Here is a 15,125-nt window from a genome sequence, read left to right as displayed (position 1 = left end):
GCAAGTATGGCGTCGAGCTCGCTATCTGTGCCGAGTCTTGTTCAATCGCAATTGTTCCCGCGATCCGCGGTCGCACCGAGAGGACATCACCATGTACGACTGGTCTACCGTCGACATCGATCGGTTGCGCAGCGATCGCCGCGAAGCGGTCGCCGATCTGATGCGCCGACACGGGCTATCACACCTGCTGCTGACGGGGTTCGATCACATCCGCTACGCGACGGATTACCGCACGCAGATCATCGCCGAGGCGTTCGACTGGTTCGCCGCCGTCGTCGATCGCGACGGCCGGACCGAGATCTTTGCACCGTGGATCGACGAGACGCACGCCGCGCCCGTCGCAGACCTGCCCTGGATCAGCAAGATCCATCCGATGCCCTCGTGGTCGCCGATGGTCGGGCATCCCGAGACGTGGACTGCGGGTTTGACCGGCGCGTTGACGGGAGCCACAAAGGTGGGGATCGAATTGATCGATCCGGCCGTGCTGCAGCGCCTCAAAGGCGCTCTTCCCGCGGCGGACTTCGTCCCGATCGGTCGCGAGCTCTACGACATCCGCATCCGCAAAACCCCGGAGGAGATCCGGCTGCTCGAGGATGCCAGCATCGTCAATTCGCTGGGCGCAGAAGCCGGATTCAAGGCTGCCGAGGCCGGGATGACCGACCACGACGTGCTGGCGGCGATCATGGCGACCCTGCAAGCCAGCGGGCCGGAGTTTTTGAGTCATTCGTTGTGTAACCATGGCCGTGGCGACGGCGGGTGGTTCGCCGAGGGCACCGTGCTCGCCGAAGGCGATCCGTACTTCTTCGACATCGGCCTGTACGGCCGGTGCGGCTACGCCTCGGACATCGCGCGGACCGGCTTCGTGGGCGGCGACACGCGCGCCGAGATCAAAACGGCTTACGCCAAGCTACTCAAGGCGCACGAAGTCGTCGCCGAGTCCGCCAAACCCGGTGTGCGCGTGTCGCAAATCGACGAGGCGGTGAACAAGTACCTGCGCTCCGAGGGCTTGCCCACCACTCCGTATGCGATCGGGCACGGGGTGGGGCTGCGCGCCTGTGAATTGCCTACGGTGTACCGCGGATCGCTGACCGATCGCGATCAAGTGCTGGTCGAGAACAGCGTTATCGCCCTGGAGCCGGAGACGGGCCTGGAAGTCGACGGACGCTACATCCTGCTCAAGCTCGAAGATAACTACGTCGTCGAGCGCGACGGCCTGCGCAGGCTTTCGCCGGCAGGCTACGGTCTTGACGGCCTGTGACGCGGACCGGCCGCGACGGCTCAGGCCGGCTGCGCTTCCTGCTGGTACAGGAAAGCCCGGCCGCGCGTGACATCGACGCAAATGTTCGGCGGATTCGGGCCCTGCTCAGCAAGAATCCGGACAGCGACATTGCCGTATTCCCCGAATTGTTCGTCACGGGGTATCAAACCGATCGTCTCGCGGAGTTGGCGCTGGGCACCGACTCGACGTCGGTATCGGCAATCCGCCAAGCATGCGCGGAATCCGAAACCGTGTTCGTCGGAGGTTATCTCGAGCGGGACGCCGGCGGACGGGTCTACAACTCGATGTTGGTCGTCGGCGCCGGGGGAGAGATCGCGGGAAACTATCGAAAGACCCACCTTTTCGGTGTCGAGTCGGGCGCCTTCGATGCGGGTGCGGAGCTGGCGTGCGTAGACGTGGCGTCGGCACGGCTGGCCCCGATGATCTGCTTCGACATGGAGTTCGCCGAAGTGGCTCGTACCCTTGCCTTTCAACGCCCCGACGTGTTCATCGTGATTGCGGCGAACATGGCGGCGTTCCACGAGGATCATTTGGTGGCGTCGCGCGCACGTGCCCTCGACAATCGCACTCCGCTGGTCTATGTGAACCGCATTGGCAGCGAGTCGGGTTTCGACTTCGCCGGTGGGTCACGAGTCGTCGACCCGAACGGTCGTGTCGTGGCCGATCTGGGCTGTGGGCGGCGGGTTCGCGTCGTCGACGTGACCCTGCGCCGCGACCCGCCCGCCGAGGTCGACTACCTGCGCCAGCTCCGACCGGCGCTGTACCGGTCCCATAACCGACCGTCCTAGCGCTGCGAGCTTGCCCGCGGCAGCACACGCCCCGGCACAATGGTTTGCAGTGCCACGTCGCCGCCGTTGATCCGTGCCACCAGCGAATCTATTGCCACCGCACCCATTTCGGCGGGCATCAGGTCAACAGCGGTGATCGGCACCGGCAAGTGCTGGATCATGGTGCTGTCGCCCAGCGCGGCCACCAGAACGTCGTCAGGTATCGACAAGCCGAGTTCGCCGGCCGCCGCGGTGACGCCCAGCGCGAGCCGATCCAGCGTGGCCAGCACGGCGTCGGATCGGCCGCGACCCGACAGCAGCCGCTTCGCCGCAGCACGTCCGGACTCCTCGGTGCTGCCGCCGTCGACGTAGGAGATCCGGCTGGCACAGCGATGCACCCGGCACCACCGGGTGTAGTGCTCAACGGCGTCACGTACGTAGGATGCTGTCGGATCGCCGGCCAGCAGTGCGGGTCTGCGCGCTCCGGACGAGCGAAGGTGGTCCAGGACCGCGGGGATGACGGTGGGGTAGTCGTTGTCGACCCAGGGATGGTCTGCCATCGTCCGGCCCACGGTGACCACCGGGACGCCGGCGCGGGTCGCCCGCACCAGCAGACTCTCGTCGTCGGCGGTGGGATCGACGATGATCGCGCCATCGTAAGAAAGGTTGGGCGACAACGATTCTGGTGACAGCGCCAGCGCAAACCCGTGCGTCGACGACCGAATGGCCGCGGCGGTCATCAGGTTGACGAAGAAGTCGATACTCCACAACGAGGCGGCCTCGGCTGCCGGTGCGCCGACCGACAAGACCAGCAGCCCGGTGCGTGCACCGACCAGGCTGCGCGCGGCGGCACTGGGCCGGTAACCCAGCTTGTCGGCCACTGCGCGCACCCGGCTGCGGGTCTTGGCCGTCAACCGGCCATTTCCGGAGAGCGCATCGGAAACCGTTGTGACCGAGACGTTGGCGGCCCGCGCCACGTCCTTGATGGTCACCCTGCTGCGATCGGCTATCCGGGCCATGCACTGCCCGCGATGAGAAGACCCACCACACCCCGCCTCAGGAGGGACTGCCGAAACGATTCAGCCGTGAGGTTACACCAGGCTTCGGGTGTCGGGGCCGCGCCGACCCGGGCCGCCCGAGCCGTCAGGGCGGCCCGGGGTCACTCGGCGGCGGGGACCATCGCCCACTGCGTGCCATGCACCTGCTGCGGCCCGCGGTGGACCGCGCTGTAAAGCACAGCTCCGACGACGAGGGTGCCGGCGGTGAACACCAACGGGAAATATTGCAGGTACCAGTGACCGCCCTGGGGGTCATAGATGGCTTGGCGCGGCCAGATCAGGTTGATGAACATCGCCGCCCCGTATCCCACCGCCAAGACGTTGACCCACAACCCGGCACGCCCCATGCTGAAGGCACGTTGCCCGTGATCATCGACGGCGCCGGCACCGAACACGGCCTCGCCACGCAGCCGGTTGACCAGCATCGCGCCGGTGACCATGAGGTAGGCCAGGTAAATGATGATGATGCACGTGGATTCCATTGCCACGAAGGCCGCTTGCGGCCCGAGGTTGAGCAGCAGCACCGCGATGGCGCCGAGCCCGATCGCGATGGCCGCGGCCGCGGGGGTCCCGGTCCGACGGGGTACGCGGGACAGCGCGGCGTGAAACAGGGTGCGGCGGTCGCGGGCCATCGAGAACAGCATGCGGGAGCCGGCCGTCTGAATCGCCAATGTCGCAACACAAATCGCAATCGCCACCATGATCAGCAGGATCTTGCCGGTCGCTCCGGACAATACGGTCGCCACCACGTATGCGGGTCCTTCGTCGGCGAGCCGACCGTCGCTGAGACTGGGCGCGGCCAGCACGGTCACGACGATGATTCCGAAGCCCAGGGCGCCGGCCGCCGACAACGCGCGTAATGTGGTGCGCGGCGCAATTCTTCGCGCGTTATGGGTCTCTTCGGACATCTCGCTCGCGCTGTCGAAGCCCACCAGCACGTACGCCGCGGTGAACGAGGCGCACAGCAAGGCGCCGAAGTATCCGGCATGGCCGATGGTGCCGGTGCTCGCCAACACCTCGCCCGAGCGGCGGCTGTGCACGAGCAGCAGGATGATGATGGCAACGGCACCGGTTATCTCCGATACGACGCCGCAGTTGTTGATGATGTACATCAGCTTGATGCCGATGACGTTGACGATGGTGGTCAGCGTCATCAATATGCCCGCCAACAGGATTGCGTTATGGGCACCGGAGCTGGATGTGGGTGACGGGTCGCCGCCCACCAGCTGGAAGCCGGACCAGATCTCGGGCAACACCACTTGCAGAGCGACGGCGGCGCTGGTCATGACGACGATTTGGCCGATGATCATGATCCACCCGGCAAACCAGCCGAAGACGGGGTTGGCCAGCCGGCTAGCCCACTGATAGATCGCGCCCGAAAGCGGGTATCGGGCCGCGAGTTCGGCGAAGCACAGCGCGACCAGCAGCTGTCCGCCGAGCACCACCGGCCATGTCCACACGTAGGCGGGCCCGCCGAAACTGAAGCCCAGCCCGGCCAGCTGGAACACGGCGGTCAGCACAGAGATGAAAGAGAAGCCCGCCGCAAAGGACGCGAATCTTCCCATCTTCCGGTGGAGCTGCTGTTGGTAGCCGAAGGAGGCCAGCGCGCGACTCTCGCTGACGTCCTCTTGTTCTTGTTCAATGACGTTGTGTTCCATCATCTTTTCCCTTCACGACTGGCCGTCAAGATTGTGGAGTGGGATGGCCGAATGACGACAAGGCCAGCGAGCCGGCCGGCAGGGCAAGCTCGCCCGCTTCGATGCGGTCTCGTAGGTAGACGAAACTCTGCGCGGTCTGCGCGAACAGGTGGTCGCCGGCTTTGAGCCGGCCGCGGGTCGGCTGGCCGGGGGCGCAGAGTTTGGGCATCGGCTCGACGAGCGTGTCGTAGTCGACGTTGAAAAACAGTGGGTAGGAGTATCTTTCGCTGACCACCTTGCGCACCCGGTGCGTGGTGGCGACGAACAGGCCGTTAGTCCAGAGTTCTAGCATGTCGCCGATGTTGACCACGAAACATCCCGGCCGGGGGGGCACGTCGATCCACTGCCCGGCGCCGTTGAGCACCTCGAGTCCCGGCTGGGTCGCCTTCAACAGGGTGATGCACTCGTAGTCGGTGTGGGCGCCGATACCCGGGCTGTCGGTGGCCGTCTCGTCGACCGGATAATGGATCAACCGCAGCTGGCTCGGTGGATCGGTCAAATACCGATCGAAATAGTCCTCGGGTTCCGACAAATACAGCGCAAACCCGCGCATGATCGCGCGGCCCGCCCCGAACACCGCCTCGTAGTATTCGGTGACGGCCTCGGCAAAACCCGGAAGAGCGGGCCACTGATTGGGGCCGCTCAGGGCGGTGCTGCCGGCGCGGTCGGGGCGGTGACGCGCGCAATCGTAGGCTTCCTTCTTGTCGGCGGTTCCGCCGGCGAACACCTCGCCGCCCTGCGGCACGTAGCCGCGGTGGTTGGTCGAGTTGCCGATGTAGACCGACATTTTCGCGTCCATGGAGTGGTCGAAGAAACGTTGCGACGCGCCGTGCATGCGGTCAAAGACCTCATCCGGTACGCCGCTGCCGCTGACGTACATGAATCCCACCCGGTGGGCGGCCTCGCCGAGTTGTTGCGCGACTGCGGCTTTCACCGACGGATCCGCGGATGCCAACCCGGAGATGTCGATCTCGGGCACCGCATCGAACGACGTTGGAGCTGACATCGGGTTACACCTCACTCGTCTGAAGCAGGGCCGGGTCGCCGGTCAGCTGGCCGATCTGCCAACGCCCGGTCAGAAGGCAGGGGGGGACCATGGGAGTGTCCGCGCTCATCTGCGCCTGCGATGTGCCCACGTTGACCACGATCGGGAACTCAGCCGCATCGCTTCTGGTGGAACTGCTTACCCACCAGCCCTTGTCATCGATCGTCCCGATCGCAACCTCACAGTCCGTGGGACCTCGGCCGGCTTGCCCGTCAGGACCGCGACTCACCGCGTATCCGAAGACGCCGGCCGACCGCAGCAGCAGGGCAACCCGTCCGGTGTCGTCGTGGAGCAATGCGGTCGCCGAGTCTTCCGGCTCGTGGCGTTCGGTCCGAATCCACACCTCGCGGTATGGCTCGAGAACGCCCTCCTCGACCAGAGCGTCGCCTTCCCACCTCAGTCGCCCAACATCGGGGCGTGGGTCCGGCGACCAGTCGATGGTGTGGTCCCACATGAATTGCGCTCTGTCCGAGTCATTTTGGCTAAGGCGGCCGGCAAAGGCGTCCATCCGCGGCGCGCATTCGCCACCGGGGGATGGGCTTACCGCCGGATCCACGGCGGGCCGGCGCAGGTCGACGAACCATTGCCGACCCTGTATCCAGGTCACCCGCGTGGTGGTGTCCGACCGCCCATTAGGCCACCGGATCGAGCGGCGCGACCAGACCCCACACAGATCTTCGACCGTCGGAGCCGATGCAGACATCCATTCACCCCTAATTTTCTATCGACTGATAGAAAATTAGGGGTGATTTGAATCATGCTGATGAGCTCCATGTTTCAAGCCTGTTTCGGGTCGCGCACTCCTTTAGCGTCAAACACGCTGGGGCACAGCATCTTCGAGCCAGGATGTAGTTGCCTGGGCGGGTTGCCGGTCTGGCTTCCCGTGCGGCGGACCGGTGCCGTCGAGCCGTTTGCTGGACGGTGCCCGTGTTGGCGGGACAACGCGGTTCGCCTCGCGGCCGCCATCGGGCCGGGACGCATCCTTGCCATCGCGGAGGTTGCCGACACGCACCGGCGCGACGAGCGGGCCGCGGCCGTCGCGGCATCGACGATGGTTTGCTGACGCGCTCCGATACGCTGCCTTCAGACCCGCCGAGCAGGAAAGACGAGATGCCAGCACATTCACACAGCCACCCCCATCCCAGCATCGAGCGCCCGAAGCGACAGCGGCGCCCGGGGGAGGCGCTGCGCATCGGCGTCGGCGGCCCGGTCGGCTCGGGCAAGACCGCGTTGGTGGCCGCGCTGTGCCGGCAGCTGCGCGACGAACTGTCGCTGGCGGTGCTCACCAACGACATCTACACCACCGAGGACGCCGACTTCCTGCGCAAACACGCCGTGCTGCCGCTGGATCGGATCGCGGCCGTGCAGACCGGTGGCTGCCCGCATACCGCGATCCGCGACGACATCACCGCCAACCTGGACGCGATCGACGATCTGATCGCAGCCCACGACCCGCTGGACCTCATCCTCGTCGAGTCCGGCGGGGACAACCTGACGGCGACCTTTTCCTCGGGCCTGGTGGACGTGCAGATTTTCGTCATCGACGTGGCCGGGGGCGACAAGGTGCCACGCAAGGGCGGCCCGGGGGTGACTTACTCAGATCTGTTGGTGGTCAACAAAACCGACTTGGCCCCGCTGGTCGGGGCGGATCTGGACGTGATGGCCCGTGACGCCGACTCCGTGCGCGCTGGGCGGCCGACGGTGTTGCAGTCATTGACGAAAGATCCGGCCGCGTCCGAGGTGGTGGCCTGGGTTCGCGCCCAACTGGCGAACTGATGCACTCCGAGGTGCGCGTCGTCGCGTCGCGGCAGCGCTGGCCGCGCATCGAGTGCAGCGGAGGTATTCAGGCACGATGCACCGCTGAAGACACGGTGCACTTGGTGTCGGCGGCGGCCACCCCGTTGGGCGGTGACACCATCAACATCACGGTCGTCGTCGAAGCGGGCGCGGTGCTCAAGCTGCGCAGCGCCGCCGGCGCGCTGGCCCTGCCCGGGCCCAACACGCCCACGTCGCACGGGCACTGGGACATCGAGGTGAGCGGGACACTCGACGTCGACCTCGAGCCGACGGTCGTGGCGGCCGACGCGCGCCATCTGTCCGCGGTCGGCGTGGTCCTGCGTGACGGTGGTCGGCTTCGCTTCCGCGAGCGCGTTCAGGTCGGCAGAAGCAACGAGCGCGACGGCTTTTGGTCCGGGTCGCTGTGGGCAGACCGCAACGATCGGCCGTTGCTGCGGCACCGCATGGAGTTGGGCGCGGGCTCGCTGGCCGACGACAGCATCGGGGCGCCACGCGCAACCATCAGCGAATTCTGCTACCCTGCAGCGCTTTTCACGGACATGCCGGCCGATTCGACCGTGCTGACATTGGCGGGGGGCGGAACGTTGAGCACCTGGCAGGCCGACCGCCTGAACGGTTAGCTGGCCGCGCGAGTCGGCGAGGACTCGCGGGCCTCGGCGGCCAGTTCGGCCAGCTGTTCGAGCCGGGTTCGGGCGAATGCTTGCTGGTCGGTGATGGTGAGCTGGCCACGCCGCGTGCTCAAGAATGTCACCGTCCAGGACAACAGCGTGGTGATCTTGGTCTTGAACCCGATCAGATAGACCAGGTGCAGCACCAGCCACATCAGCCAGGCGATGAAGCCACTGAACTCCAGCGGACCGATCTTGGCGACCGCAGAGAACCGAGACACGGTGGCCATGGAGCCCTTGTCGAAGTATTGGAACGGCTCACGCTGGGTCGGGTCCGCCCCGGCAAGCTCGGCCTTGATCGTCCTCGCGACGTACTTCGCCCCCTGGATGGCACCCTGCGCGACCCCGGGCACGCCCTCGACGGCGGCCATGTCACCGACGACGAAGACGTTCGGGTAGCCGGGGACCGACAGGTCGGGCAGCACCTTGACCCGGCCGGCGCGGTCCAGCTCGGCCGGCGACTGCTCGGCGATGTCGCGCCCCAGCCGGCTGGCTTGTACGCCCGCGGACCACACCTTGCAGGCCGACTCGATGCGGCGGGTGGTGCCGTCGGAATCCTTGACGGTGATCCCGTTGCGGTCGACGTCGGTGACCATGGCGCCCAGCTGGATCTCTACGCCCATCTTCTCCAGCCGGGCCCGGGCGCGCTCACCGAGCTTTTCTCCCATCGGCGGCAGCACCGCCGGGGCCGCGTCCAGCAGGATCACCCGCGCCTTGGTCGAATCGATATGCCGGAACGCACCTTTCAGCGTGTACTCGGCCAATTCGGCTATCTGCCCGGCCATTTCGACGCCGGTGGGGCCGGCGCCGACGACGGTGAAGGTCAGCAGCTTCTTGCGGCGCTCGGGATCGCTGGACCGCTCGGCTTGCTCGAAGGCGCTCAGGATGCGGCCGCGCAATTCGAGCGCGTCGTCGATGGACTTCATGCCGGGCGCGAACTCGGCGAAGTGATCGTTCCCGAAGTAGGACTGGCCGGCGCCGGCGGCGACGATCAGGCTGTCGTAATCGGTTTCGTAGCCATGCCCGAGCAACTCGGAATGCACCCGCTGATTGGCCAGATCGATGTGGGTGACGTTGCCGAGCAGCACCTGGACGTTGCGCTGTTTGCGCAGCACGACGCGGGTCGGCGGGGCGATTTCACCCTCGGAGATGATCCCGGTGGCGACCTGGTAGAGCAACGGCTGGAACAAGTGATGCGTGGTGCGGGCGATCAGCTTGATGTCGACGTCGGCGTGCTTGAGCTTCTTTGCCGCGTTGAGTCCGCCAAACCCCGATCCGATGATCACGACGCGGTGCCGTCGCTTGGGTTCAACTGTGGCTTCTGGCTGAGGGCTCATTGCTTGAATTGCTCCTGACGGGGCTTCGTGTCATGCGGCTAAAGTTAGCTATTACGGTAGTCACCCCGCCGCGGCCAAACCCAGGTAGTAAGCCTGTGTAATCAAACACATCGGCCATTAACCCTGGTCACGCCAACGTGATTCGCGTCATGCCGGCCGCTGGATGCGACCTTGGTTACACGAGGCGTAGCCAGCCCGGTGCGCCTGACACGGCGATGATGACCTCTGGGGTATACCCACGCCGCCCGAGGCTAACGATCGCCTGGCCGCCCGACGAACGAGGAATTAAGCGAAACGCGCGAGCGCGCCGTGGCTCACGTGCAGAGTTTGCCCGGTGATGTGGCGGGCCGCCGCGGTGGTGAGGAACAACGCCAGTCGGGCGACTTCGTCGGCCGCGGCCGGCGGCGTGCGCGACAGGCCGTCGTAGCCCGGTTGCGCGCTGCGTCCGCTGGCCACCGCGTTGACGGTGATGCCGCGAGTGCCGAAGATGCCGGCCTGCCCGGCAACCCAACTCGACAGCGTCGCCTTGATGGCAGCGTCGATACTGGCCGCCGGCGGGTTCTCCGGCACGACGCTGATGATCGAACCGCCGGAGCGCAGGTGGTCGCCGACAACCTGCAGCGTCAGCACGGCGGACAGCACCGTCGAGTCGAGGGTGTTGCGCCAGGCGTGGGCCGTGTCGGCGATGGAGTACGTGCGGGGGTCGCCGGCATCCCAGGCCGGGGCCGGCACGTTGACGATGGTGTCCAGGTGATGCGGGAACGACGGACGCGCTTCCTCCAGGCTGGCCGGGTCGGTGGTGTCGCACACGATTGCGTCGACGTCGAGTTCTTTGGCGTTGACCTCGAGATCGCTGCGGCGCGCACCCACGAGGGTCACCTTGTGACCGCCATCGCGGAAGGCCTCGGCTACGGTCCGTCCCAGATCCGTGTCGCCACCGGTGACCAGCACCTCCACTGCCATGACCTCCTCGTGTAAACCTCGTGTAAGACGCCGATCCCGGCCGTGACGCTCGATGCCTGGGATATCAGCGTGTTATGGCGTCGATCTGACCAATGTTACTGGACAGTAGCTATACGGCGAAATCTCCGCGGGCACGACGCGCAGACGATTTCAAAAAGTTTTGACCATCAACGTTCAACTCGCGGTCAACCCATCCCAGGCTAGGGTCTGACCATGCGTCGGAGCGGAATTCTGGCCGGTATGACGTCCGGTGTCGTGTCTGGTGTGCTGTCGATGGTGCTCGTTGCGGGCGTGGTGGGCTGCGGTGCCAAGACGCCGCCGGCCACCGCACCCGCGTCGCCCGGCCCGTCGTCCCCAGCCGCCGGCTCCATCGTGGTGTTCGCCGCGGCATCCCTGAAACCCGCGTTCACCCAGATCGCCGCGCGGTTCAAGACCGACAATCCCGGTAGCGGCGTGGAGTTCGACTTCGCCGGCTCCTCCGAACTGGCGACGCAATTGACCCAGGGCGCATCGGCCGACGTTTTCGCCTCGGCCGATACCGCTCAGATGGACAACGTGGTCAAGGCGGGGCTGCTGGCCGGGAACCCGACCAACTTCGCCGCCAACACGCTGGTCATCGTCACCGCACCGGGCAACCCGAAGAAGATCGCCTCCTTCGCCGACCTGGCCAAGCCGGGCCTCACCGTGGTGACCTGCCAGCAGCCGGTGCCATGCGGCGCCGCCACCCGACGCATCGAGGACCGCACGGGAGTGCGTCTCAACCCGGTCAGCGAGGAACCCAGCGTGACCGATGCGCTCAACAAGGTCACCGCCGGGCAGGCGGACGCCGCCCTGGTCTACGTCACCGACGCGAAGAACGCCAAGGGGTCCGTGACGACCGTCGACTTTCCGGAGGCGGCCGACGCGGTCAACGTCTACCCGATCGGGGTGCTGACAAAGGCGCCGCAGCCGGCGTTGGCGCAGAAGTTCGTGGCCCTCGTGACATCCGAAGCCGGCCAGCAGGTGCTGGCCCAATTTGGCTTCGTAAAGCCCTGACCCGTTGCCGTGCGCCGGACCACCAACCTGCCGCGCTGGGTGTTCGTCCCCGCCGCGCTCGGGGCCGCCTTCGTGGTGCTGCCGTTGCTGGCGATCGCGGTCAAGGTCGACTGGTCCAACTTCTGGGCGCTGATCAGCAGTTCGTCGTCGACGGCCGCGCTGTGGCTGAGCCTTAAGACGGCGGCCGCGAGCACGGTGCTGTGTGTGTTGGCGGGTGTTCCGATGGGCCTGGTGCTGGCGCGCAGCACCGCGCGTCTGGTCCGGTTGCTGCGCCCGCTGATCCTGCTGCCGCTGGTGTTGCCGCCGGTGGTCGGCGGCATCGCGCTGCTATACGCGTTCGGCCGGATCGGCCTGATCGGTCGGTACCTGGAGGCGGCCGGTGTCAGCATCGCGTTCAGCACGACCGCGGTGGTGCTGGCGCAGACCTTCGTCTCGTTGCCGTTCCTGGTGATCTCGCTCGAAGGTGCCGCCCGTACCGCCGGCGCCGACTATGAGGTGGTCGCGGCCACGCTGGGGGCGCGGCCCAACACGGTGTGGTGGCGGGTCACCCTGCCGCTGCTGCTGCCGGGCCTGACCTCGGGCGCCGTGCTGGCGTTCGCCCGGTCGCTGGGCGAGTTCGGCGCGACGCTGACCTTCGCGGGTTCCCGACAGGGCGTCACGCGCACGCTGCCCCTGGAGATCTACCTGCAGCGTGTCACCGACGCGAACGCCGCCGTGGCGCTGTCAATTCTGCTCGTCGCGGTGGCCGCGCTGGTGGTGCTCGGCCTCGGTGCCGGCCTGACCGGGACGGACGTGCGGCAGCGGCCATGAGTGAACTGCAGCTTCGCGCGGTCGTGTCCGAGCGCCGGCTGGACGTGGAGTTCTCGGTGGCCGCCGGGGAGGTGCTCGCCGTGCTCGGCCCCAACGGGGCGGGCAAGTCGACCGCCCTGCACGTGATTGCCGGACTGCTGCACCCCGACGAGGGGGTGGTGCGCTTGGGGGAGCGGGTGCTGACCGACACCATGTCCGGCATCGACGTGCCGACGCACCGCCGCCGGGTGGGGCTGCTGTTGCAGGATCCGCTGTTGTTCCCGCACCTGAGCGTGGCCGCCAACGTCGCGTTCGGACCGCACAGCCGGCGTCGCGGACTGCTGCCCTTCGCCCGGCCCGCCCGGCGGCGCAATGATCACCGGACGGCGCTGCGCTGGCTGCGTGAGGTGGATGCCGAACAGCTCGCCGACCGCAAACCGCGGCAGTTGTCCGGCGGTCAGGCCCAGCGGGTCGCGATCGCGCGGGCGTTGGCCGCCGAACCCGATCTGCTGCTGCTCGACGAGCCGCTCACCGGCCTGGATGTCGGCGCCGCCGCCGCCATCCGCGCGGTGCTGCGCAGCGTGGTCGCCCGCAGCGGCTGCGCGGTCATCCTGATCACCCACGACCTGCTGGACGTGTTCACCCTCGCCAACCGCGTGCTGGTCCTCGAGGCGGGCAACGTCGCCGAGATCGGGCCGGTGACCGACGTGCTGACCGCGCCGCGCAGCCCGTTCGCCGCCCGGATCGCCGGTGTCAACGTGGTCGGCGGAACCGTGGGCCGGGACGGCGCCCTGGACACCCACGCCGGCACCCGGTGGTACGGGTCACCGGCCCCACGGGCGGGTGCGGAGTTGGCCGCCGGGCAGGATGCGGTCGCGGTGTTCCCGCCGACGGCGGTTTCCGTGTTCCGGGAGCCACCGCACGGCAGTCCCCGCAACTGTGTCGAGGTCACGGTGGCGGAGCTGGACGTCCGCGGCGCGGCGGTCGTGGTGCGCGGCGCCGAGCAGGCCGACGGGGCCCCGGGGCTGGCCGCGGAGATCACCGTGGACGCGGCCGCCGAGCTACGGCTGACCCCCGGGGAGCGGGTGTGGTTCACCGTCAAGGCCCGGGCGGTGGCGCTGTATCCGGCGGGGCCGCATCGCCGGCGATGAACTGCGCAGACTCGCGCAGGTTGCGCTCCGGCAACATCGCGAAAACCGGCTCGCATCGCCCGCACGGCACCCTTGCTTCACAGCGGTAACACGGTAGGTTCGTCGCCATGGATCAGGTGGACTCACACTCGACACGTCGCAAAGGAATGTGGTCGACGCTGGCGGTTGCCACGGTGACCACTGCGGGGGCCGTCACCATCGCGTTGCCGGCCGTCGCCTATGCCGACCCCGAGGTCCCCACTCCGGTCCCGGCAACGACGACCGCACCGCCACCGGCGGCCGCGCCGGCTCCGGCGGGACAGCCCGCCCCGGCCGCCCCCGAGCCCGCGGGACAGCCCGCGCCGGCGGCTCCGGCGCCGGCGGATCCGAACGCGGGACCGGTTCCACCGCCCGCGCCCGTCGACCCGAACGCGCCGGCGCCACCGCCACCGCCTGCTGACCCGAATGCGCCGCCACCCGTCGACCCCAACGCCGCACGCATCACCAATCCCGTCGGCGGGTTCAGCTACCTGCTGCCCGGCGGCTGGGCGGAGTCGGACGCGTCGCACCTGGACTACGGCTCGGCCCTGCTCAGCAAGATGACCGGTCCGCCGCCGGCGCCCGGCCAGCCCGCGCCGGTCGCCAACGACACCCGCATCGTGATGGGACGGTTGGACCAAAAGCTGTACGCCAGTGCGGAAGCCAATGACAGCAAGGCGGCCGTCCGGCTCGGCTCGGACATGGGCGAGTTCTTCATGCCGTACCCGGGCACGCGAATCAACCAGGAATCCACCCCGCTGGCCGGCGCCAACGGCATCACCGGAAGCGCATCGTTCTACGAGGTGAAGTTCAGCGACCCGAGCAAGCCGAACGGACAGATCTGGACCGGTGTCGTCAGCGCCCCGGGTGCGTCCACCGCCGGTCCGCCGCAGCGCTGGTTCGTGGTGTGGCTGGGAACCAGCAACAATCCGGTGGACAAGGCCGGCGCCAAGGCGCTGGCCGAGTCGATCCAGCCGTTCACCGCGCCCGCCGCACCACCGCCCGCGCCCGGCGCGGCACCCGCCCCTGCAGCGCCCGCTCCAGCGCCGGGGCAGGCCCCGGCCAGTGAAGTGGCTCCGGCGCCGCAACGGACATACACCGCCTGAGTGCTCGAGCCGCGAAGGGCGTTACGCCCGTTCGTCGCACCGGCAATCGCCGGGGGGATTGGCTGCATCGCGAGCGGGTATACCCCGTTCGTCCCGTCTGTAGCTAACACTCGAAGGAGCCGGTCGTGGTTCTGCACATCATCTGGCTAATCATTTTGGGTCTCATCGTCGGTCTGGTTGCGCGCCTTCTGGTCCCCGGCAAGCAGCCCATGGGGTGGGTCGCGACGGCCGTACTGGGCATCGTCGGCTCCTATGTCGGCGGCACCCTGGGCAGCATCGTCTTCCCGCCACACAAGTTCGACATCCACCCACCCATCCAGCATTCGTTCCTCGGTGCGTTGGTGGGCGCGGTGATCCTGTTGCTGATCTACAAGTTCGCTACCTCGCGTACTAAAACGCTGTAGCGGCAATCGAC

The 15,125-nt window shown here is 67.4% G+C and carries 15 protein-coding genes; 9 read left to right on the top strand and 6 right to left on the bottom strand.

The features are described 5' to 3' along the window. The first annotated feature begins 91 nt into the window (after window positions 1-91). Both AWC25_RS18655 and AWC25_RS18650 read left to right on the top strand, forming a co-directional pair. Complete coding sequence (locus AWC25_RS18655) at window positions 92-1,258, top strand: M24 family metallopeptidase (RefSeq protein ID WP_085167254.1); 1,167 nt, start codon at window positions 92-94, stop codon at window positions 1,256-1,258. Beyond that, window positions 1,255-2,067, top strand: coding sequence for a carbon-nitrogen hydrolase family protein (locus AWC25_RS18650; RefSeq protein ID WP_084229473.1), 813 nt, complete (start codon window positions 1,255-1,257; stop codon window positions 2,065-2,067). Before AWC25_RS18655 ends, AWC25_RS18650 begins: the two co-directional genes overlap by 4 nt. Here the strand turns inward: AWC25_RS18650 and AWC25_RS18645 are convergent. From AWC25_RS18645 to AWC25_RS18630, 4 genes are all read right to left on the bottom strand, one after another. Next, complete coding sequence (locus AWC25_RS18645; protein WP_158089763.1) at window positions 2,064-3,038, bottom strand: LacI family DNA-binding transcriptional regulator; 975 nt, start codon at window positions 3,036-3,038, stop codon at window positions 2,064-2,066. The two genes, AWC25_RS18650 and AWC25_RS18645, sit on opposite strands and share 4 nt — an antisense overlap. A gap of 167 nt (window positions 3,039-3,205) precedes the next feature. After that, window positions 3,206-4,762: an amino acid permease gene (locus tag AWC25_RS18640; protein WP_244899548.1), complete on the bottom strand. Its 1,557-nt coding sequence runs from the start codon at window positions 4,760-4,762 to the stop codon at window positions 3,206-3,208. A gap of 25 nt (window positions 4,763-4,787) precedes the next feature. Next, on the bottom strand, window positions 4,788-5,807 hold the full coding sequence (locus AWC25_RS18635; protein WP_085167252.1) for an isopenicillin N synthase family dioxygenase: 1,020 nt from the start codon (window positions 5,805-5,807) through the stop codon (window positions 4,788-4,790). A 4-nt stretch (window positions 5,808-5,811) separates the two neighbouring features. After that, window positions 5,812-6,549 carry a hypothetical protein gene (locus AWC25_RS18630; RefSeq protein WP_142278931.1) on the bottom strand — a complete coding sequence of 246 codons (738 nt, stop codon included), beginning with the start codon at window positions 6,547-6,549 and terminating at the stop codon, window positions 5,812-5,814. A gap of 407 nt (window positions 6,550-6,956) precedes the next feature. Here AWC25_RS18630 and ureG point away from each other — a divergent pair, with 407 nt between their 5' ends. Both ureG and AWC25_RS18615 read left to right on the top strand, forming a co-directional pair. Next, complete coding sequence (gene ureG / locus AWC25_RS18620; RefSeq protein WP_085167249.1) at window positions 6,957-7,622, top strand: urease accessory protein UreG; 666 nt, start codon at window positions 6,957-6,959, stop codon at window positions 7,620-7,622. Next, window positions 7,622-8,263, top strand: a complete 642-nt coding sequence (locus AWC25_RS18615; RefSeq protein ID WP_069401814.1) for an urease accessory protein UreD — start codon at window positions 7,622-7,624, stop codon at window positions 8,261-8,263. The genes ureG and AWC25_RS18615 overlap by 1 nt, the downstream gene beginning before the upstream one ends. Here the strand turns inward: AWC25_RS18615 and AWC25_RS18610 are convergent. Continuing rightward, window positions 8,260-9,648 carry an NAD(P)/FAD-dependent oxidoreductase gene (locus AWC25_RS18610; RefSeq protein ID WP_069402406.1) on the bottom strand — a complete coding sequence of 463 codons (1,389 nt, stop codon included), beginning with the start codon at window positions 9,646-9,648 and terminating at the stop codon, window positions 8,260-8,262. The genes AWC25_RS18615 and AWC25_RS18610 overlap by 4 nt on opposite strands. Before the next feature lie 285 nt (window positions 9,649-9,933). Next, window positions 9,934-10,611, bottom strand: a complete 678-nt coding sequence (locus tag AWC25_RS18605; protein ID WP_069402405.1) for an SDR family oxidoreductase — start codon at window positions 10,609-10,611, stop codon at window positions 9,934-9,936. Window positions 10,612-10,824: 213 nt separating this feature from the next. On the opposite strand from AWC25_RS18605, the gene modA reads away from it, so the two are divergent. The 5 genes from modA (at window position 10,825) to AWC25_RS18580 (ending at window position 15,114) form a co-directional block, all read left to right on the top strand. Continuing rightward, window positions 10,825-11,646, top strand: a complete 822-nt coding sequence (gene modA, locus AWC25_RS18600; protein WP_069402404.1) for a molybdate ABC transporter substrate-binding protein — start codon at window positions 10,825-10,827, stop codon at window positions 11,644-11,646. 9 nt (window positions 11,647-11,655) lie between these two features. Beyond that, complete coding sequence (locus tag AWC25_RS18595) at window positions 11,656-12,456, top strand: ABC transporter permease (protein ID WP_069402403.1); 801 nt, start codon at window positions 11,656-11,658, stop codon at window positions 12,454-12,456. Beyond that, window positions 12,453-13,586, top strand: coding sequence for a sulfate/molybdate ABC transporter ATP-binding protein (locus AWC25_RS18590; protein WP_085167248.1), 1,134 nt, complete (start codon window positions 12,453-12,455; stop codon window positions 13,584-13,586). The genes AWC25_RS18595 and AWC25_RS18590 overlap by 4 nt, the downstream gene beginning before the upstream one ends. A 107-nt stretch (window positions 13,587-13,693) precedes the next feature. Beyond that, window positions 13,694-14,710, top strand: coding sequence for an alanine and proline-rich secreted protein Apa (locus AWC25_RS18585; protein ID WP_085167247.1), 1,017 nt, complete (start codon window positions 13,694-13,696; stop codon window positions 14,708-14,710). A 125-nt stretch (window positions 14,711-14,835) separates the two neighbouring features. Next, window positions 14,836-15,114, top strand: coding sequence for a GlsB/YeaQ/YmgE family stress response membrane protein (locus tag AWC25_RS18580; protein WP_069402400.1), 279 nt, complete (start codon window positions 14,836-14,838; stop codon window positions 15,112-15,114). Window positions 15,115-15,125 lie beyond the last annotated feature (11 nt).

Source organism: Mycobacterium sherrisii (assembly GCF_002102355.1).
Classification (GTDB): Bacteria; Actinomycetota; Actinomycetes; order Mycobacteriales; family Mycobacteriaceae; genus Mycobacterium; species Mycobacterium sherrisii.
Note: the sequence above shows the minus strand (reverse complement) of the source record. Positions and strands in the feature narration are given on the sequence as shown.

Bases quoted from the DNA above. Each gene is read 5' to 3' on its own strand.
- AWC25_RS18655 (WP_085167254.1), top strand. From the start codon at position 92: ATGTACGACTGGTCTACCGTCGACATCGATCGGTTGCGCAGCGATCGC.
- AWC25_RS18640 (WP_244899548.1), bottom strand. From the start codon at position 4,762: ATGGAACACAACGTCATTGAACAAGAACAAGAGGACGTCAGCGAGAGT.
- AWC25_RS18635 (WP_085167252.1), bottom strand. From the start codon at position 5,807: ATGTCAGCTCCAACGTCGTTCGATGCGGTGCCCGAGATCGACATCTCC.
- AWC25_RS18630 (WP_142278931.1), bottom strand. From the start codon at position 6,549: ATGTCTGCATCGGCTCCGACGGTCGAAGATCTGTGTGGGGTCTGGTCG.
- ureG (WP_085167249.1), top strand. From the start codon at position 6,957: ATGCCAGCACATTCACACAGCCACCCCCATCCCAGCATCGAGCGCCCG.
- AWC25_RS18615 (WP_069401814.1), top strand. From the start codon at position 7,622: ATGCACTCCGAGGTGCGCGTCGTCGCGTCGCGGCAGCGCTGGCCGCGC.
- AWC25_RS18610 (WP_069402406.1), bottom strand. From the start codon at position 9,648: ATGAGCCCTCAGCCAGAAGCCACAGTTGAACCCAAGCGACGGCACCGC.
- AWC25_RS18605 (WP_069402405.1), bottom strand. From the start codon at position 10,611: ATGGCAGTGGAGGTGCTGGTCACCGGTGGCGACACGGATCTGGGACGG.
- modA (WP_069402404.1), top strand. From the start codon at position 10,825: ATGCGTCGGAGCGGAATTCTGGCCGGTATGACGTCCGGTGTCGTGTCT.
- AWC25_RS18590 (WP_085167248.1), top strand. From the start codon at position 12,453: ATGAGTGAACTGCAGCTTCGCGCGGTCGTGTCCGAGCGCCGGCTGGAC.
- AWC25_RS18585 (WP_085167247.1), top strand. From the start codon at position 13,694: ATGGATCAGGTGGACTCACACTCGACACGTCGCAAAGGAATGTGGTCG.